Annotated in this window: 19 protein-coding genes; 6 read left to right on the forward strand and 13 right to left on the reverse strand. The window is 68.0% G+C overall.

The annotated features are described in order from the left end of the window. Positions 1–48 precede the first annotated feature (48 nt). The 9 genes from LL964_RS00645 to ccmA form a co-directional block, all read right to left on the reverse strand. The gene (locus LL964_RS00645) at positions 49–1,062 is read right to left on the reverse strand and encodes a tetratricopeptide repeat protein (protein ID WP_167395285.1); all 1,014 of its coding nucleotides are present in this window, start codon (positions 1,060–1,062) and stop codon (positions 49–51) included. Next, positions 1,062–1,496: a cytochrome c-type biogenesis protein gene (locus LL964_RS00650; protein ID WP_167395286.1), complete on the reverse strand. Its 435-nt coding sequence runs from the start codon at positions 1,494–1,496 to the stop codon at positions 1,062–1,064. Before LL964_RS00650 ends, LL964_RS00645 begins: the two co-directional genes overlap by 1 nt. After that, complete coding sequence (locus LL964_RS00655; protein ID WP_104586978.1) at positions 1,493–2,095, reverse strand: DsbE family thiol:disulfide interchange protein; 603 nt, start codon at positions 2,093–2,095, stop codon at positions 1,493–1,495. The genes LL964_RS00650 and LL964_RS00655 overlap by 4 nt, the downstream gene beginning before the upstream one ends. Further along, the gene (locus LL964_RS00660) at positions 2,088–4,025 is read right to left on the reverse strand and encodes a heme lyase CcmF/NrfE family subunit (protein ID WP_104586979.1); all 1,938 of its coding nucleotides are present in this window, start codon (positions 4,023–4,025) and stop codon (positions 2,088–2,090) included. Before LL964_RS00660 ends, LL964_RS00655 begins: the two co-directional genes overlap by 8 nt. A 285-nt stretch (positions 4,026–4,310) precedes the next feature. Next, positions 4,311–4,760, reverse strand: a complete 450-nt coding sequence (gene ccmE / locus LL964_RS00665; protein WP_104586980.1) for a cytochrome c maturation protein CcmE — start codon at positions 4,758–4,760, stop codon at positions 4,311–4,313. After that, complete coding sequence (locus tag LL964_RS00670) at positions 4,757–4,927, reverse strand: heme exporter protein CcmD (protein WP_104540234.1); 171 nt, start codon at positions 4,925–4,927, stop codon at positions 4,757–4,759. The genes ccmE and LL964_RS00670 overlap by 4 nt, the downstream gene beginning before the upstream one ends. Further along, positions 4,924–5,676 carry a heme ABC transporter permease gene (locus LL964_RS00675; protein WP_104586981.1) on the reverse strand — a complete coding sequence of 251 codons (753 nt, stop codon included), beginning with the start codon at positions 5,674–5,676 and terminating at the stop codon, positions 4,924–4,926. Before LL964_RS00675 ends, LL964_RS00670 begins: the two co-directional genes overlap by 4 nt. Positions 5,677–5,788: 112 nt before the next feature. After that, positions 5,789–6,484: a heme exporter protein CcmB gene (ccmB, locus tag LL964_RS00680; RefSeq protein ID WP_104586982.1), complete on the reverse strand. Its 696-nt coding sequence runs from the start codon at positions 6,482–6,484 to the stop codon at positions 5,789–5,791. Further along, positions 6,481–7,125 carry a heme ABC exporter ATP-binding protein CcmA gene (gene ccmA / locus LL964_RS00685; RefSeq protein ID WP_104586983.1) on the reverse strand — a complete coding sequence of 215 codons (645 nt, stop codon included), beginning with the start codon at positions 7,123–7,125 and terminating at the stop codon, positions 6,481–6,483. The genes ccmB and ccmA overlap by 4 nt, the downstream gene beginning before the upstream one ends. Positions 7,126–7,369: 244 nt before the next feature. On the opposite strand from ccmA, the gene LL964_RS00690 reads away from it, so the two are divergent. Further along, positions 7,370–8,518: a pyridoxal phosphate-dependent aminotransferase gene (locus tag LL964_RS00690; protein WP_104586984.1), complete on the forward strand. Its 1,149-nt coding sequence runs from the start codon at positions 7,370–7,372 to the stop codon at positions 8,516–8,518. Positions 8,519–8,664: 146 nt separating this feature from the next. Further along, on the forward strand, positions 8,665–9,465 hold the full coding sequence (locus tag LL964_RS00695; protein WP_104586985.1) for an amidohydrolase: 801 nt from the start codon (positions 8,665–8,667) through the stop codon (positions 9,463–9,465). A 121-nt stretch (positions 9,466–9,586) separates the two neighbouring features. Here the strand turns inward: LL964_RS00695 and LL964_RS00700 are convergent, their stop codons facing one another. Next, complete coding sequence (locus tag LL964_RS00700) at positions 9,587–10,357, reverse strand: glutaminyl-peptide cyclotransferase (protein ID WP_104587160.1); 771 nt, start codon at positions 10,355–10,357, stop codon at positions 9,587–9,589. A 163-nt stretch (positions 10,358–10,520) separates the two neighbouring features. On the opposite strand from LL964_RS00700, the gene LL964_RS00705 reads away from it, so the two are divergent. After that, positions 10,521–10,958, forward strand: coding sequence for a hypothetical protein (locus LL964_RS00705; RefSeq protein WP_104586986.1), 438 nt, complete (start codon positions 10,521–10,523; stop codon positions 10,956–10,958). Positions 10,959–11,176: 218 nt separating this feature from the next. On the opposite strand, the gene LL964_RS00710 is transcribed toward LL964_RS00705, so the two are convergent. From LL964_RS00710 to LL964_RS00720, 3 genes are read right to left on the reverse strand one after another with little or no spacing between them, the layout of a single operon-like run. Further along, positions 11,177–12,766, reverse strand: a complete 1,590-nt coding sequence (locus LL964_RS00710; protein ID WP_104586987.1) for a pseudouridine synthase — start codon at positions 12,764–12,766, stop codon at positions 11,177–11,179. Beyond that, a complete protein-coding gene (gene scpB, locus LL964_RS00715; RefSeq protein ID WP_228329353.1) occupies positions 12,759–13,940 on the reverse strand; it encodes an SMC-Scp complex subunit ScpB in 1,182 nt (393 codons plus the stop codon). The genes LL964_RS00710 and scpB overlap by 8 nt, the downstream gene beginning before the upstream one ends. Next, on the reverse strand, positions 13,918–14,823 hold the full coding sequence (locus tag LL964_RS00720) for a segregation and condensation protein A (protein ID WP_104586989.1): 906 nt from the start codon (positions 14,821–14,823) through the stop codon (positions 13,918–13,920). The genes scpB and LL964_RS00720 overlap by 23 nt, the downstream gene beginning before the upstream one ends. A 368-nt stretch (positions 14,824–15,191) precedes the next feature. Here LL964_RS00720 and LL964_RS00725 point away from each other — a divergent pair, with 368 nt between their 5' ends. The 3 genes from LL964_RS00725 to LL964_RS00735 all read left to right on the forward strand — a co-directional run bounded on the left by LL964_RS00725 (position 15,192) and on the right by LL964_RS00735 (position 17,170). Continuing rightward, the gene (locus LL964_RS00725) at positions 15,192–15,491 is read left to right on the forward strand and encodes a YciI family protein (protein WP_104587161.1); all 300 of its coding nucleotides are present in this window, start codon (positions 15,192–15,194) and stop codon (positions 15,489–15,491) included. Then, positions 15,488–15,757, forward strand: coding sequence for a BolA family protein (locus LL964_RS00730; protein ID WP_104586990.1), 270 nt, complete (start codon positions 15,488–15,490; stop codon positions 15,755–15,757). Before LL964_RS00725 ends, LL964_RS00730 begins: the two co-directional genes overlap by 4 nt. Positions 15,758–16,141: 384 nt before the next feature. Continuing rightward, positions 16,142–17,170: a LacI family DNA-binding transcriptional regulator gene (locus tag LL964_RS00735; RefSeq protein WP_104586991.1), complete on the forward strand. Its 1,029-nt coding sequence runs from the start codon at positions 16,142–16,144 to the stop codon at positions 17,168–17,170. Positions 17,171–17,199: the final 29 nt, after the last annotated feature.

The raw sequence follows: 17,199 nt of genomic DNA on the forward strand, positions 1-17,199 counted from the left end.
GGTGGTCACTGGGTGCGGGCTGGGCCGAGCGTCCAACATGAGATGCGATCAGCGGCCGATCACCAGCTCCACCACGCCGTTGGCGGGCAATTGCACGGTCACCGGCATGCTTTCCACATCGTCGCTCTGGCGCATCGCGTTGCCGCTGCGCGACAGCCGCGCCATCACCTGCACGCTGTCCAGCGACGACAGTGCACGCGTCGGCATCGGGCTGTCGCCGTCGTCCAGGGTGATGGTCAGCGGCAGTTCGCTGAGGGCGTGTTTTCCCACCGCCACCGGCATCGGCGTGTCGGCGGCGCGGGCGATCACGAACACGCTGGTGTCGCCGGGCAGTGCGGCGCGTTTGGCGAATTCGGCATCCAGCGTCACGCGCACCTGGATACGTTTGCTGTTGGCTGCATCGGCGGCAGGCGCAGCCGGCGTCTGGATAGGCGCCAATCCGACCTCCTTTCGCGCAGCGTTGATCTGTTCGAGCAGGCCGGGGCGGGTGCTGGCGTCGACCACCTGCAGCAATGGCTCCCAAGTGGCGCTGGCCTTGGCCGGTTCACCGGCCTGACGCTGCACCACGCCCAGGAACCAGCGTGCGCGCTGGTGGTCCGGCTGTACGGTGAGCGCATGTTCGAGCAGGCGCATCGCCTGCGGATCCGGGCGCCCGCTATCGTCGGCGAGCATGCGCGCCTGCGCAGCAGCCACCAGCACGTCGGGTTCGTCCGGCCGCAGCGCCACCGCACGCGCAAAGGCATCGCGTGCCTCGGCAAAGTTCTGCTGGCTGGACAGCGAACGTCCCAGCAGCACCCAGCCTTCGGCCTGGTCGGGATTGCGCGCCAGGGCGGCGCGCAGCTGCACGATGGCCTCGTCCAGCGTGCGTGGCGTGTCCGGGCGGTTGGCGGCCAGCTCGATCGCGCCCGGTGTGCCCACCAACCAGTACAGCGCTACACTGGCTGCCAGCAGCAGCGCCGCCATGCTGGCCGCCAGCCCGCGCGTCTGCCGCCACAGCGGCCACAACGCCACGCCAAAGGCCAGCAGTGCAACGACCACCACCGCAATCACGAAACCGACCATCACCACTCCTGCTCGTCGGGCGGCAGCGTGGGTGCGGCGGCGCTGCGGCGGCGTACCAGCATCACGACCGCCGTGCCGCCCAGCAGCAGGACCAGCAACGGGCCAAACCACAGCAACCAGGTCCGCGATTCCACCTGCGGCCGGTACAGCACGAATTGCCCATAGCGCGCGACCAGGAACTGGCGGATCTGCGCATCGCTGCGCCCCTGTTGCATCAGGGCCAGCACCTCGCGGCGCAGATCCTGCGCGATCTGCGCATTGGAATCGGCCAGCGACTGGTTCTGGCATTGCACGCAGCGTAGCTCGGCGGTCAGGGCGTGGAAGCGGGCTTCTTCGGCGGCGGAGCGGTACTGCAATGGCGCATGGTCGCCGACCGGCTGGGACAGCGCCAGCCAGGGCAACAGCAGCAACGTCAGCAGCCAGGCGCGGCTCATGGTTTGGCGTGCAGGTCCGGTGCGGCAGCGGGCGAACGTTCGATCGCGCTCAGCGCCGGAATCAGCTGGGTATCGATGATGGCCTGGGTGAGCATGCCGCTGTACTTCCAGCGCACCACGCCGCGCCCGTCGACCAGGAAGGTTTCCGGCGCCGCCGCAATGCCGAAGTCGATGGCGGTGCGGCCGTCGGTGTCGGCCACCACCAGCAGATACGGGTTGCCCAGTTGTTCCAGCCAGCGCAAGGCATCGCTGCGCTCGTCCTTCCAGTTGTAGCCGATCACCCGCACGCGCTTGGTCAGCGCGAACTTGCTCAGCACCGGATGTTCCTCGCGGCAGGCCGGGCACCAGCTGCCCCAGACATTGATGATGTACGGCGCACCACGCAGCTCGCGGGCATGCACCACGATGCTGGGGTCGTGCAGCAAGGGCAGCGCGAACTCCGGCGCCGGCTTGCCGATCAGCGCCGAGGGCAGGGCATCGCGATCGCCCTGTCCGGAGCGCACCACCGCATAGACCAGCAGTGCCGCCAGCGCGAGCAGCAGCACGATGGCACCCACGAGGACCGCGGTGGGCAGGCGGGGCGAACGTGACTCAACCATCTTGGATCTCCGCAGAACGACGAAAACGCCGGTCGGCCGCGGTGACCAGGCCGCCCAGCGCCATCAGCAGCGCCCCCAGCCAGATCCAGCGCACGAACGGTTTGAGGTGGACGCGCACCGCCCAGGCCTGGTTGCCCAGCGGTTCGCCAAGGGCGACGTACAGGTCGCCGAACGGACCGGGACGGATCGCCGCCTCGGTCAGGGTCTGCCCGCCGCTGGCGTAGCGGCGTTTTTCGGCATGCAGCATGCCAACCGGCAGATCGTCCTTGAACACCTGCAGGTTGGCGCGGTCGGACAGGTAGTTCGGCCCGCGCAGTGCTTCCAGGTTGTCGAAGTGCAGGGCATAGCGCCCGATCTGCACCTGCTGGCCAGGGGCCAGGGCGACTTCGCGTTGCAGGCTCAGCGACTCGACCAGCAGCGCGCCGGCCAGAAATACCGCCACCCCCAGATGCGCCAGCGCCATGCCCAGCATCTCGGCGGTGAATCGCCGGCCCTTGGCCGCGCGGCGCGTCCACAAAAAGCGCAGCGTGCCAAGCAGCACCCAGGCTGCACCGGCCACGCCGATGGCCGCCTTCCATTGCCCCTGTGGCGCCATGCACCAGGCCAGCACGCCTGCAGCCAGCGCCAGGCCGGCCCACGGCGCCAGCAGCGCCAGCGGCCGCGAGGCCTGTTCGCGCTGCCAGCGGGTGAGCGGACCGAACGGCAGCAATGCCACCAGCGGCGCCATCAACACCACGAACAAGGTGCCGAAGTACGGCGGGCCCACCGACAGCTTGCCCAAGCCCAACGCGTCGGCCAGCAGCGGGTACAGCGTGCCCAGCAATACCATCGCGCAGGCGCAGGTCAGCAAGAGGTTGTTGAGCAGCAGCAGCGTTTCGCGCGAGCTGCCGGCGAACGCGCGGCGCGGGTCGCCGCCGGGCGCCAGGCGCGGCGCGCGGAGCGCGTACAGCAGCAGCGAGCCGCCCACCACCGCCAGCAGGAACACCAGGATGAACAGGCCGCGCGACGGGTCGGCGGCGAACGAATGCACGCTGGTCAGCACGCCCGAGCGGACCAGGAAGGTGCCCAGCAGTGACAACGCGAAGGCGGCGATCGCCAGCAGCAGCGTCCAGCTGGCGAAGCTGCCGCGCTTTTCGGTGACTGCCTGCGAATGCAGCAGGGCGGTGCCGACCAGCCATGGCATGAAGCTGGCGTTTTCCACCGGGTCCCAGAACCACCAGCCGCCCCATCCCAGTTCGTAGTACGCCCACCAACTGCCCAGCGCAATGCCCACGGTGAGCATCGCCCAGGCCACATTGGTCCAGGGCCGGGTCCAGCGCAGCCAGCGCGCGTCCATCCGCCCTTCCAGCAGCGCGGCGATGGCGAAGGCGAACGGCACCGCGAAACCGACATAGCCGCAATACAGCATCGGCGGGTGGATGATCAGGCCCGGGTCCTGCAGCAGGGGATTGAGGTCCGCACCTTCCGGCGGTACCGGCAGCAGGCGCGCGAAGGGATTGGAGGTGAACAGCAGGAAGGCCAGAAAGCCCACGCTGATCAGTGCCATCACCCCGAGCACGCGCGCCACCACCTGCGCCGGCAACTGCCGCGACCACAGTGCCACCGCACCGGTCCACAGCGCCAGCACCAGCGTCCACAGCAACAGCGAGCCTTCGTGCGCCCCCCACACGGCCGAGTAGCGGTAGATCACCGGCAACAGGCTATTGGAGTTCTCGGCCACATAGCGCACCGAAAAGTCCTGCACCAGGAACGCATGCGTCAGCAACGCGAAAGCTGCGGCGATCAGACCCAATTGCACCAACGCCGCCGGCCGCGCCACCGCCATCCAGCTGGCATGCCCGCGCTGCGCACCGGCCAGCGGCAAGGTGGCCTGCACCAGTGCGACCAGCAGGGCCAGCACCAGCAGGAAGGTGCCGAGCTCAGGAAGCATGGGGGGCGCGGGTGGAGCCGGGACCCGGGACCCGGGACCCGGGGCCCGCAACAGCGGCGCCCGGGGGGCGGCGGGTGTAGAGGGTGCATACGATCGAGCGTCGGCTGAAGGCGTCGTGGAGCTTTGGGTGAGTCTCGGGACCCGGCACCCGGGACCCGGGACCCGCAACAGCGGTGCCCGGAATATTGCCCATACAGCCGACGGATGCGATCGAGCCTCCGCCGACGGCCTGTGGCTTTTCCCGGGTCCCGGGTCCCGGGTCCCGGGTCCCGACATCTCTCCCCCTCACTGCATCCCCTCCACCCGATGCTTGCGATGCGCGCTGCCCATCTTGTCGGCCACTTCCTTGGGCATATAGGTCTCGTCGTGCTTGGCCAGCACGTCTTCGGCCACGAACACGCCTTGCTGCATGCGGCCGGTGGCCACCACCGCCTGGCCCTCGCGGAACAGGTCGGGCAGGATGCGGTCGTAGCGCACCGGCAACTGCGCGTCGCCGTCGGTGACGCGGAACCGCGCTTCCAGCGAGCCCGAGGCGCGCTGGAACGAACCCTTCTCCACCATGCCACCAAGCCGGAAGCGCGCATGCTCGCCCGCATCGCCGCGCAGCACTTCCGACGGCGTGTACAGGTAGGCCACGTTGCGCTGCAGGGCCATCGCCACCAGCGTGGTCGCCAGCCCGCCGGCCAGCACCAATGCAATCACCAGCCACAGGCGGCGGCGCCGTTGCGGATTCATCGGCTCAGCTCCGCATCGCTGGGCAGGGTGCGCTTGCGCTCGCGCAGGCGTCGCGCCTGGGCGGTCTTCAATGCGCGACGCACCTGCCAACGGCCGGCGATCAGGTCCCACAGCAACACCAGCACGAATACGGCGTAGGCGGCGATGACATACGGCAGATAGCTCATGCGGCAGTGTCCTGCGGCTCGCGCACGATCCAGGCCTTGCCGGCCTCGCGGCGCAGGTTGTCCGCACGCGCACGGGTAAGCAGGGACCCGGCGAACCAGAACTTGGTGCCGATCACCATCAGCCACAGCGGCAGCAGCATGCTGGCATCGATGGTGGAGGGGCCGAACAGGCGGATGCTCTGGCCCTGGTGCAGCGAATTCCACCACACCACCGAATAACGGATCACCGGCAACAGCACCACGCCCACGATCGCCAGCAAGCCGGCCGCGCGCGCCGCCTGGCGACGGTCGTCGATGGCGTGGTACAGGCCGATCACGCCCAGATACAGGAACAGCAGGATCAATTCGGTGGTCAGGCGCGGGTCCCAGTCCCACCAGGCGCCCCACATCGGCTTGCCCCAGATGCTGCCCGTGAGCAGGGTGATCACGGTGAACGCCGCGCCGATCGGCGCGCAGGCCATGGCCAGGATCTCGCAGACCTTGATGCGCCAGATCAGCGCGATGGCTGCGTACACCGCCATCAGGCCGAAGACGAACAGGCTCATCCACGCGCTGGGCACGTGGATATACAAGATGCGGAAGCTGTCGCCTTGCTGATAATCGGCCGGCACCGCGAACAAGGCCTGCCAGATCCCCGCGCCCAGCAGCAGTGCGGCCAGCGCGTAGCACCACGGCGCCCAGCGCGCGGTAAAACGGTCGAAGATCGGGGGCGAGGCGAGCTGGTGGAACCAGCGAACGACGAAGTTCATGCGATGGCGATGGCTCTTGGCATGGCGATGGCTCTTTGCATGGAGACAGCTTTCGGTACGACACCGCTTTGCGACTTACGGTGTCCCATCAATGGCGCATCTGCAACCTTGCTCAGCTGAGCGAGATCCGGATCGCCGCCGCCGCCGCCAGCGGTGCCAGCACGATGCCGATCACCAAGCCTGCGCCCAACAGCAACAACGCGCCCACCGCATCCTGTCCTTGCCCGCTGGCCGCCACGCTGCCGGCGCCGAACACCAGCACCGGCACGTACAACGGCAACGCCAGCAACGCCACGAGAATACCAGAGCGTTTCATGGTGACGGTCAGCGCTGCGACCACGGCACCGAGCAGGCTCAGAAGCGGTGTACCCAGCGCCAACGATGCCAGCAGCACCGGCAATTGGTCATGCGGCAGGTGCAGCAATTCGCCCAGCAACGGTGTCACCGCGATCAACGGCAGCGCGCTGGTGGCCCAGTGCAGCAGCACGCGTACGGCGATCAACCAGGCCAGCGGCACCGACGCCAGCAGCCATTGCTCCATCGAACCGTCTTCCACGTCGCTGCGGAACAGGGCATCCAGCGACAACAGGCCGGCCAGCAGCACCGACAGCCAAAGCACCGCCGGCGCGGCCTGGGCCAGCAGATCGGGGCGCCCGCCCAGTCCAAGCGCGAACAGCACCACGATCAGCAGCGCGAACAGTGCCGGCTGCAGCGCGTCGCTGCGGCGGCGCCACAGCAATTGCAGATCGCGTCGCAGCAGTGCGCGGGCGGCCTGCAACAGGGACGGCTGTGACGACGGCGTGCTCATGCCGCGGCCTCCAGGGTGAGCATGCGGGTGCGCACCGGTGGCGCGGCGTAGGCGCCGTGGGTGGTGACCAGCGCCGCGCCGCCGCCGCGCAGGTGTGCGGAGATCATCCGGTTGACCAGGGTGATGCCGTCCAGGTCCAGGTTCGCGTAGGGCTCGTCCAGCAGCCATAGCGGCGCCGGCGAGAGCCACAGCCGCGCCAGGCCCAGCCGCTTGCGCTGCCCGGCCGATAGCTGCCGCACCAGGGCATCCTCATAACCGGCCAGGCCCACGATCGCCAGCGCATTGCCGGGCATCTGCTTGGCGCGGCGGCCATGCAGCCCGCACAGGAAGTGCAGGTTTTCCAGCGTGCTGAGGTCGGCCTTCAGGCCGGGCAGGTGGCCTAGGTAGGCCATGAAGCGGCTGCGGTCGCTGCGCCGCGCGGTCTTGCCGTCGATCTGGATCTGCCCACGCTCCACCTGCAACAGCCCGGCCAGTACCCGCAGCAGCGTGGTCTTGCCGGCGCCGTTGTCGCCTTGCACCAGCAGGGCTTCGCCGGCATCCACGTGGAAATCCAGCGGGCCGAACACCGGCTCCTCGTTGCGGCTGAAGGCCAGCGCGTGCGCCGCGAGCAGCGGGGGCGCAGTGTGCAGCGGTTCGATCATCGGCGCAGCGGACTCCCGTCGCAGGACGGCATGGGGTGGGCGAACGGGGGCATGCCATCGCGCGCGCGACCGGCACGCCACGCGAAGGGGCAGGGCGCGCATTGTAGCGACGATGGCCGCTGGCCGGGGCGCCTGCGCACGGCGTCGATGTCTCCGGGAACGCTGTTTTGCACGGCGCCTGGCGCACCGGCCGGGCCGCTTTGCGTACACTCGCGGTCCCCCGATTGCTGACCGGACCGGCGCGATGCCCCTCACGACCAAGCTGCCCAAGGTGGGCACCACCATCTTCACCGTCATGTCGCAGCTGGCGGCCGAGCACGGCGCGGTCAACCTGGGCCAGGGCTTTCCCGACTTCGCGGTGCCGCAGCGGCTGGTCGACGAATTGACCAAGGCCATGGCGGCCGGCCACAACCAGTATCCGCCGATGACCGGCGTGGCGGCACTGCGCCAGGCCATCGCCGGCAAGGCGCAGCGTTGCTATGGCGCCCAGGTCGATGCCGACAGCGAGATCACCGTCACCAGCGGCGCCACCGAGGCGATCTTCAACGCCATCCACGCCGTGGTGCGCGCGGGCGAAGAGGTCATCGTGCTGGACCCGGCCTACGACTGCTACGAGCCGGCGATCGACCTGGCCGGCGCGCGCGCGGTGCACGTGGCGCTGGATCCGCAGACGTTCGCGGTGGATTGGCAGGCCTTGCGCGCGGCGATCACGCCGAAGACGCGCCTGCTGATGATCAACTCGCCGCATAACCCGTCCGGCGCGATGCTTTCGGCCGACGACCTGCAGGCGCTGACCGACCTGCTGCGCGGCACCGACATCTTCCTGCTGTCCGACGAGGTCTACGAGCACATCGTGTTCGACGGCCGCCGTCACGAGTCGGTACTGCGCTGGCCGGAACTGCGCGAACGCGCCTTCGTGATCTCCAGTTTCGGCAAGACCTACCACTGCACCGGCTGGAAGATCGGCTACGCCATCGCGCCGCCGGCGCTCACCGCCGAATTCCGCAAGGTGCACCAGTACAACACCTTCACCAGCTTCGGTCCGGCCCAGCACGCCTTCGCTGCGATGATCCGCGACGAGCCCGAGCACGACGAGCAACTGGGCGCGTTCTACCAGGCCAAGCGCGACCGTTTTCGCGAGCAGGTGCTGACCACCCGCCTGACGCCGCTGCCGGTGCCCGGCGGCTATTTCCAACTGGTGGATTACTCGGCGATCAGCGATCTGCCCGATACCGAATTCGTGAAGTGGCTGACGATCGAGAAGGGCGTGGCCGCGATTCCGTTGTCGCCGTTCTACGAGAATGCCCCGGCTGGTCAGCGCCTGGTGCGGCTGTGCTTTGCCAAGAACGATGCAACGCTGGATGCGGCGATCGAGCGTTTGCAGCAGCTCTGACGAGCTGGGATTCGGGAGTGGGGATTCGGGATTCGTAACGGCGGTTGGCCGTTTGTTGACGAGTTCGCAGAATGCCTGATGACAGGAAGCTACCCGAGACCCGCCGTTCGAATCCCCACTCCCGAATCCCGAATCCCGAGCCTTCAATGACCGACCTTCGCATCTCCCTGATCCAAGGCGATACCCGCTGGCACGATCCGGCCGGCAATCGCGATTACTACGGCGCGTTGCTGGAGCCGTTGGCCGGGCAGACCGATCTGGTGATCCTGCCGGAGACCTTCACCAGCGGGTTTTCCAACGACGCCATCGACAAGGCCGAAGGCATGGACGGGCCGACGGTGGACTGGGTGCGCACGCAGGCGGCGCGTCTGGGCGCAGCGGTGACCGGCAGCGTGCAATTGCGCACCGACGAGGGGGTGTTCAATCGCTTGCTGTGGGCCACCCCCGATGGCGCGTTGCAGTCCTACGACAAGCGGCACCTGTTCCGCTTCGGCAACGAACACCTTCGCTACGCGGCCGGACGCGAGCGTCTTTGCGTGGAATGGAAGGGGTGGCGGATCAATCCACAGGTCTGCTACGACCTGCGCTTCCCGGTGTTCTGCCGCAACCGCTTCGATGTTGAGCGCCCGGGTCAGCTGGATTTCGACCTGCAGCTGTTCGTGGCCAACTGGCCGTCGGCACGTGCCTACGCCTGGAAGACGCTGCTGCGCGCCCGCGCGATCGAAAACCTGTGCTTCGTCGCCGCCGTCAACCGCATCGGCGTGGACGGCAATCAGTTGCACTACGCCGGTGACAGCGCGGTGATCGATTTCCTCGGCCAACCGCAGGTGGAAATCCGCGAGCGCGAGCAGGTGGTCACTACCACCATCAGCGCAACCGCGCTGGCCGAACACCGCGCCCGCTTCCCCGCAATGCTGGATGCGGATAAGTTCGGGATTAGGGATTAGGGATTAGGGATTAGGGATTAGAGATTCGGGATTAGGGATTAGAGATTCGGGATTCGTAAAAGCCACTGCGGCTCAGGTGCCAGCGTGCCCGCTGTTACCAATCCCCAATCCCCAATCCCGGCTACTCACCCACCTCGATCTCATAGATCTTCGGCCAGCGCTTGCCGGTGACGAACAGGCGATCGTGTTCGGCGTCGTAGGCGATGCCGTTGAGGACATCGTTGCTGGGGTCGGTCAGTGTGTCGGGGGCCGGCGCCAGTGCCTTGAGGTCGATCCAGGCGATGACCTTGCCGCTGGCCGGGTCGATGCGTGCGATGCGAGTGGTCAGCCAGACATTGGCCAGCAGCTGGCCCTTGACCCATTCCAGCTCGTTGAGATTGTCCAGTGGCCGGCCGCGTGCGGTGACGGTGATGCTGCCGGTCTGCTTCAGGCTCTGCGGATCCAGCTTGCGGATGCGCGCGCTGCCGTCGCTCATGTAGATGGTGTGCGCATCGCTGGTCAGTGCCCAGCCTTCGCCGGGGTAGCTGAACTGCGCGCGTGGTTGCAAGGTGGCCAGGTCGTAGATGAAGCCGCGCTGGTTGCGCCAGGTCAGCTGGATCAGCCGGTCTTCCCAGGCCACGATGCCTTCGCCGTAGTAGGGCAGCGGCGTTTCCACCTGCTGCAGCACCCGGCCGGTCTCCAGCTCGACCTTGCGCACCCGGGACTGGCCCAGCTCCCCGGTGCTTTCGTAAAGATGGCCGTCGCGAAAGAACAGGCCCTCGGTGAAGGCGGTGGTGTCGTGCGGATAGCTGCGCACCACGGTATAGCGTTGGGTGGGAATCGCATCGGCGCACCGTGCAGACGGCGGCAGCGCCAGGAGGGCGGCGAACAGCAGGAGGGCAGGGCGTGACATGCCGCCATGATCCCACGCCATGGGCGCGGTTTGCAGCGGCCGCTGCGTCGTGGCGGCAGCTAATGCTGCGCTGAACGGCATTGGCGCCCATGCCCGGGCGTTGTCGCGACTGCTACATCGGCGCTGCTAGTCTCGCGCCACTTCCACCACCGGCAACGCATCCATGCTCAAGTCACTGTCTCTTCTCGCGCTGCTTGGCGCGGCAACGCTGGCTCCACAGGCGCAGGCCGCCGGCAATATCGATTGCCAGCTTTCGTTCAACCTCTCCGGCTGGTCGGTGTTCTACAAGACCGCCAGCGGCACCGGCACCATCAAGTGCGACAACGGCGCGGTGATTCCGGTCAGGATCTCCAGCAAGGGGGGCGGGCTGACCGTCGGCAAGTCGAAGATCACCGGCGGCCGCGGCACCTTCTCCGGTGCGTACAGCCTCGACGATCTGTTCGGCACCTACGCCGCTGCCGAAGCGCACGCGGGCGTGGTGAAGTCGAGTACCGCACAGGTGGTCACCAAGGGCGATATCTCGCTTGCGCTGGCCGGCACCGGCGAAGGCGTGGACCTGGGCGTCAATGTCGGCAACTTCGTGATCGAGCGCCGCAAGTAAGCCGTTTCATCAGGAGCGCGCGCGCCTCCGATCGCGCGTGTTGCGATGACGCGGCACCTGCCGATTGCCCGATGCCACGATCGTCGAGCCGAATGTGCAGGCAACCTTGCTGCAGGCCTGGCTGGTGGCACTCAACCTGCGGTCACGCCGCCGGCAGGCGCATATGAAAACGGCCCTTTGCAGGGCCGTTTTTTATTGCAGGTCTCCGCCGCCAGGACTTAGCGACCGCGATTGCCGCCACCGGGCGGGCGACGGTTGCCACCGCCCGGAGGCCGGCCGCCCGGGCCGCGCGGTGCGCCGCCGGGACCGCGGTTGGCCGATGCCGGGCCACGGTTGCCGCCAGGACCCGGACGACCGCCGCCGGGGCGACCGGCAGGCCGCGCCGCGCCGTACGGACTGAAGCCCGGGGTGGCGTGATCGGACGGGAAGATCGGCGCGTTGCCTGGGTGGCCATAGGGATGCTTGCGCTGCCCCTGGCCCTGCGACTGGCCTTGACCACCGGCGCCGCCGCGGCCCTGGCCGCCGGCACCCGGACGTGCACCGCCCGGACCCTTCTTGGCATAAGGACGGGCCTGGCCGCTGCTGTTGCCGCCAGGACCGGCATTGCGGTGGCCGCTGGGGCCGGTGCTCACGCCATCGGGCACATACCAACTGCGGAACGCGGCCGGGTTGCCCTCCGGCAGCGAGCGGTCGCCCTTGGCCGGGCCGCGTTGCTTGAACGGACGCTGCTGCGACTGCTTGGCCGCCGCCTCGCCACTGACGGTCAGCCCGCCCTTGAATCCGCCGGACTTGCCGCGACCGCGGCCACTGCGCTCTTCGCGGAAGTTGTCGAAGCGGCGTAGCTCGCGGCCTTCGTCGGCACCGGAGGTCTGCCCATTGACGTAGGCATTGCTGCGGCCGCCATCGCGCGCCACGTGCACGGTGGACTTGGCCGCACGGCGCTGGCCGATCACCGGCTGCAGGGTCAGCGCCGAGGGGGCGCCTTCTTCCAGCTTGAGCTCGGCACGCAAGGCCTCGACCTTGTCCTGCGCCACTTCCACCGACTGCCCACGCCGCAACTCGCGCGGCAACGCGATCTTGCCGTAGCGGCTGCGCTTGAGGCGGCTGACCTGGCAGCCCTGCGATTCCCACAGGCGGCGCACTTCGCGGTTGCGGCCTTCCTTGACCACCACGCGGAACCAGTCGTGCGAATCGGTGCCGCCGATGCGTTCGATCTCGTCGAACTTGGCGCCGCCGTCTTCCAGCAGCACGCCGCGCGACAGGCGCTCGATGATGGCGTCGGAGACGGTTTCCTCGCCCTCCGGGGCGCGTACGCGCACCACGTATTCGCGTTCGACCTCGTAGGAGGGGTGCATCATCGCGTTGGCCAGCTCGCCGTCGGTGGTGAGCAGCAGCAGGCCGGTGGTGTTGATGTCCAGGCGGCCGATCGCGATCCAGCGCGAACCCTTCAGTGCCGGCAACGACTCGAACACGGTCGGGCGGCCTTCGGGATCCTCGCGGGTGGTCACTTCGCCTTCGGGCTTGTTGTAGATCAGCACGCGCGCCGGTTCGGTCAGCGCGCTGGCCACGAAGCTGCGCCCGTCCAGTTCGATCTTGTCGCCGCTGCGCACCGACATGCCGGTCTGCGCGACGGCGCCATTGACCTTGATCAGGCCATCGGCGATGCGCTGCTCCAGCGCGCGGCGCGAACCCAGGCCGGCCTGAGCCAGCACCTTGTGCAGGCGCTCTTCCAGCTTGGGCGCTTCGGGCGCGCTGTCGCGCTTGAGGGAGAGCTTGTTCAACGACAGCTTGCGGGGGGTGTCACTCATGTGTCTGGCTCCGGCCGCCGCGTTGCGGGTCGGCCTCTGGGTCGGAATCGGCTTCGTCAACAGCCACGGTCGTCGTCGCGACGGCGTTGTCTTCGTCTTCGTTCACTGCATCCGCGCGCGTGCCCGGCGCGGTGTCGGGGTCGCCCTCGCGGGCGGCATCGGGATCTTGCGTGTTCGGGTCCTGCGCCGAGTCAGGCTCGGGGTGTTGCGGTGGGGCGGTGGGGCGATCGTCGGCAGCGCGCTCGTCGCCGGTGCCGGCATCGTGCTGGTCGGTGTCGGATGCGTGGTCCGCTGCGCCGCTGCGCTCGGTTGCACCGCCCTCAACGTCGTCGGCTGCCTCGCTGCCGTTGTTATCGGCGGGGCCGGCGTTCTCTTCATCGGCCAGGGCAACGGTGTTGGCGGTGGACTCGGCCGAAATGGCGCCGGCGTCGGCCGCTGCCGGGGCGTCGCCCGCATCGGCATCTGCAGCCGTTTCGCCGCCGGCGGCGTCATCGGCCGCATCGGCGTTGGCGGCATCGGTCCCATCCTGGTCGGCGCTCATCGCTGCCGCTGCCGGGACTACGCCGTCCAGCTGGCCGTCACGGTCCAGCGGCAGTTGCGGGTCCAGCTCGGCAATGTCCTTCAATTCGGACAGGGGCGGCAGCTCGTCCAGGCGCTTGAGCCCGAAGTAATCCAGAAAGCCCCTGGTGGTGCCGAACAGGGCAGGCTTGCCGGGAACGTCGCGGTGGCCCACCACGCGGATCCACTCGCGTTCCTCCAGGGCCTGGATGATGTTGCTGCTGACGGCCACGCCGCGGACCTGTTCGATCTCGCCGCGGGTGATCGGCTGGCGATAGGCGATCAGCGCCAGGGTCTCCAGCGTGGCCCGGGTGTACTTGGTACGGCGCTCGGTCCACAACCGAGCCACCCAGCCATGCACATCGGCCTTGACCTGGAAGCGGAAGCCGGAGGCCACTTCGACCAGTTCCACGCCACGTTCTGCGCAGCCTTCGCGCAACAGCTCCAGCGCACGTTCGACGCTGCCGGGCGGCGCCGGCTCTTCCTCGGGAAACAGCCCCTGCAGCTGCGCCAGCGTCAGCGGCTGGCTGCTCGCCAGCAGGGCGGCTTCGACGATGCGGGTGATCAGCGCTTGATCCATTCGGTGATCGGCTTCAGGTGGGTTCGTTGGCGGCATCGCTGTCGTCGAATTCGCTGGAGAATTGCAGCGGCGCATTGGTATTGCCCAACGCCAGCGACTTCACGTAGATCGGCGCCAGCGGCGCTTCCTGCACGATGTCCAGCAACTGCTCCTTGGCCAATTCGAGCAGCGCCAGGAAGGTGACCAGCACGCCGAGCTTGCCTTCTTCGGCAGTGAACAGCGATTCGAAACGGTAGAACTTGCCGTCGTCCAGGCGGCCGAGCACATCGCCCATGCGCTGGCGCACACTCAGCGCCTCGCGCTTGATCGCATGCCCGGTGAACAGCTCGGCGCGTTTGAGCACGTCGTACAGCGCCATCAGCATCTCTTTCAGCTCCACCGGCGGCGGCAGCTTGACCGCCGCGCGCTCGGGCAGATGCGCCTGCACCGGCGCGCTGTCGCGGCCCATGCGCGGCAAGGTGTCCAGATCCTCGGCGGCCTGCTTGAAGCGTTCGTATTCCTGCAGCCGGCGCACCAGTTCGGCGCGCGGGTCTTCCTCTTCGCCCTCCTGGCTGGGCGGGCGCGGCAACAGCATGCGCGATTTGATCTCGGCCAGGATCGCGGCCATCACCAGATACTCGGCGGCCAGCTCGAAGCGCAGTTCCTGCATGACATTGATGTAGTCCACGTACTGCCGGGTGATCTCGGCGACGGGGATGTCCAGGATGTCCAGGTTCTGCCGGCGGATCAGGTACAGCAGCAGGTCCAGCGGGCCTTCGAACGCGTCCAGGATGACTTCCAGCGCATCCGGCGGGATGTACAGATCCTGCGGGATCTGCAGCACCGGTTGCCCATGCACCACCGCCAGCGGCATTTCCTGCTGCTGTGGCGGCGCGCTCGTGGCTGGCGGAGTCGCGGCGTGCGCGAGTTCGGAATTCATCAGGTCGACATCGGGTCTTGCGGTCGCCGGTCGCGGTCTTAAGCCGCGCCTGCAGGGCTTTGCCTTGAGTTATTGCGATCAATGTCGTGCCTGCGCCGGCACGATCCCACACATCTACATACGCCAATCCACATGCAAGCAGGCGCCGTATGGCATGCGGCGACGGAACAGCGAGGAGGTCGTCTACGCGGGCCGGCGTTGGGCAGCGAATCGGTCGTCGGGAAGAGCGTTGAGCCTGGGCCGACGGGCCGCTGCGTCCGGCTGCGTGTGGCAGTGCAGTCAAGGGTAATGCGTGCGCGGGGGCGGTGTCCAGCGCCGCGCCGGCTAGAATTGGCGTGGTGATCTTCAAGTCCTTGGCGAGGTGGCGTGTGTGGTACGTAATCGAGGGGTATGACCGGGCCGATGCACTGGCCGCGCGGCAACAGGCGCGACCGGCCCATCTGGTGCGCCTGCAGGCGCTGGCAGCAGCCGGGCGGCTGCTGGTGGCGGGGCCATGCCCGGCCATCGATGCCGAGGATCCAGGTCCGGCCGGCTTCAGTGGCAGCGTGGTGATCGCCGAATTCGACGCCCTGGAGCAGGCACGTGCGTGGGCCGACGCCGATCCGTATGTGGAAGCGGGTGTCTATGGACGCACCGAGGTCCGGCCGTTCCGGCGGGTGCTGCCATGAGCCGGGTCGAACGGATCCGCGCGGCGCTGCAGTCGGCGCTGGCGCCCACCGAACTGGACGTGGTGGACGACAGCCAGCGGCATGCCGGCCACGCCGGCGCCCGCGATGGACGTGGGCATTTCAATGTGCGGGTGGTCAGTGCTGCGTTCGTCGGCAAGCCGCCGTTGGCCCGGCACCGGGCCGTCTATGCGGCGGTCGGGGAGATGATGCAGAGCGATATCCATGCCTTGTCGATCAAGGCGATCGCGCCGGGCGAGGCGGGGTAAGCGCCGACCACGCGACCAGATCGCAGTGGTCCGATTGCGGCAGGGCACAAGGACAGGACCGATAGCGCCTGCCGCCGCCTGCCGCGTTGCTACGCAAGTCGTGTATCGGCAGTCGGGGACTTGGCCTCTCCGTTTCTAAAGCCCATCGCCTGCGCTGCGATTGCGCATCACCGGACTATCAGATTGTGGTCACCGTCTCCTTTCGCTTGTGGACACGTGGGTACGTATTTGTTGCGCCGCAGCACATCAATTCACGGCCCCGTCACCGGGAGACGCTTGATCCGTAAGCGTTTTCACCGGCGTAAGGAGAGGGGTTTACGCCCGGTCATGAAAACGCTTACAGTCCGCGCCAGTTTCAGCAATCCGGTCGCAGAGGGCGGCACGATGGTCAAGGGCGCGGTCACCATCAAAGACGTTGCCAGGGAAGCGCAGGTGTCCGTAGCGACCGTGTCGCGCGCGCTCAATGGGCATGACAACGTGGCCGGCCCGGTGCGTGAGCAGGTCGTGCAGGTGGCACGACGCCTGCGCTACAGCCCGCATGCCGCCGCCCGCAGCCTGAGCAGCCGGTGTACCCAGACCATGGGGGTGGTGCTTCCCGATCTCTACGGCGAATTCTTCTCCGAGTTGATCCGCGGCATCGACGGCGCCGCGCGCGCTGCCGGCCGGCATCTGCTGGTGTCCAGTTATCACGGCGATCCGGAGGCCCAGGGCAGGGCGTTGCGGGCCATGCGCGGCAGGGTGGACGGGCTGCTGGTGCTCTCTCCCTACGCCGAGCAACCGGGTTTTTTGACCGACAACCTGCCGCAGGCCCTGCCGACGGTGCTGATCAATGCCCATCTGCCCGGTGGCGGGTATCCGGTGCTGAGCATCGACGACCATGCCGGCGCCGTGGCCATGACCGAGCATCTATTACGTATCGGCCACCGGCGCATCGCCTTCATCGGGGGGCCGGCCCTGAACTTCGACGCGCGCGAGCGCCTGCGCGGCTTCCGCGATGCCATGGCCGCAGCCGGCAGCCAGGCGCAGGGCGTCGAGTATCCGGGCGACTTCGACGAAGCCTCCGGCCACCGCGCCGGTTTGGCGATGCTGGCCGAAGGTACGCTGCCCGATGCGGTGTTCGCCGCCAACGACATGGCGGCGCTCGGCTGCCTGTACGCCTTCGCTCAGGCCGGTATCCGCGTTCCCGCCGATGTCGCACTGGCCGGCTTCGACGACATTCCGCTGGCCCGTTTCGTCCATCCGGCACTGACCACCATGCGGGTCAGCATTGCGCGACTGGGCGAGCAGGCCATGGCGCGATTGCTGCGGCTGGTGGAAGCACCTGACCATGACTATGACGATGGCGGCCGCCGGCTGCTTGCGCCCGAACTGGCAATACGCGCGTCCTGCGGCGCCGGCGCGCCCGGTGCATGACCGTCCGGACGTCCTTTCCACCCGGCGCT

Origin of the sequence: Xanthomonas melonis (assembly GCF_020783655.1) — a bacterium.
Taxonomy (GTDB): Bacteria; Pseudomonadota; Gammaproteobacteria; order Xanthomonadales; family Xanthomonadaceae; genus Xanthomonas; species Xanthomonas melonis.

Coding starts and splice junctions, on each gene's coding strand:
- LL964_RS00720 (WP_104586989.1), bottom strand. CDS start 14,823: ATGAATTCCGAACTCGCGCACGCCGCGACTCCGCCAGCCACGAGCGCG.
- LL964_RS00645 (WP_167395285.1), bottom strand. CDS start 1,062: ATGGTCGGTTTCGTGATTGCGGTGGTGGTCGTTGCACTGCTGGCCTTT.
- LL964_RS00675 (WP_104586981.1), bottom strand. CDS start 5,676: ATGAACTTCGTCGTTCGCTGGTTCCACCAGCTCGCCTCGCCCCCGATC.
- LL964_RS00730 (WP_104586990.1), top strand. CDS start 15,488: ATGAGCCGGGTCGAACGGATCCGCGCGGCGCTGCAGTCGGCGCTGGCG.
- LL964_RS00650 (WP_167395286.1), bottom strand. CDS start 1,496: ATGAGCCGCGCCTGGCTGCTGACGTTGCTGCTGTTGCCCTGGCTGGCG.
- LL964_RS00705 (WP_104586986.1), top strand. CDS start 10,521: ATGCTCAAGTCACTGTCTCTTCTCGCGCTGCTTGGCGCGGCAACGCTG.
- scpB (WP_228329353.1), bottom strand. CDS start 13,940: ATGCCGCCAACGAACCCACCTGAAGCCGATCACCGAATGGATCAAGCG.
- LL964_RS00695 (WP_104586985.1), top strand. CDS start 8,665: ATGACCGACCTTCGCATCTCCCTGATCCAAGGCGATACCCGCTGGCAC.
- LL964_RS00735 (WP_104586991.1), top strand. CDS start 16,142: ATGGTCAAGGGCGCGGTCACCATCAAAGACGTTGCCAGGGAAGCGCAG.
- ccmB (WP_104586982.1), bottom strand. CDS start 6,484: ATGAGCACGCCGTCGTCACAGCCGTCCCTGTTGCAGGCCGCCCGCGCA.
- LL964_RS00700 (WP_104587160.1), bottom strand. CDS start 10,357: ATGTCACGCCCTGCCCTCCTGCTGTTCGCCGCCCTCCTGGCGCTGCCG.
- LL964_RS00660 (WP_104586979.1), bottom strand. CDS start 4,025: ATGCTTCCTGAGCTCGGCACCTTCCTGCTGGTGCTGGCCCTGCTGGTC.
- ccmE (WP_104586980.1), bottom strand. CDS start 4,760: ATGAATCCGCAACGGCGCCGCCGCCTGTGGCTGGTGATTGCATTGGTG.
- LL964_RS00655 (WP_104586978.1), bottom strand. CDS start 2,095: ATGGTTGAGTCACGTTCGCCCCGCCTGCCCACCGCGGTCCTCGTGGGT.
- LL964_RS00690 (WP_104586984.1), top strand. CDS start 7,370: ATGCCCCTCACGACCAAGCTGCCCAAGGTGGGCACCACCATCTTCACC.
- ccmA (WP_104586983.1), bottom strand. CDS start 7,125: ATGATCGAACCGCTGCACACTGCGCCCCCGCTGCTCGCGGCGCACGCG.
- LL964_RS00710 (WP_104586987.1), bottom strand. CDS start 12,766: ATGAGTGACACCCCCCGCAAGCTGTCGTTGAACAAGCTCTCCCTCAAG.
- LL964_RS00670 (WP_104540234.1), bottom strand. CDS start 4,927: ATGAGCTATCTGCCGTATGTCATCGCCGCCTACGCCGTATTCGTGCTG.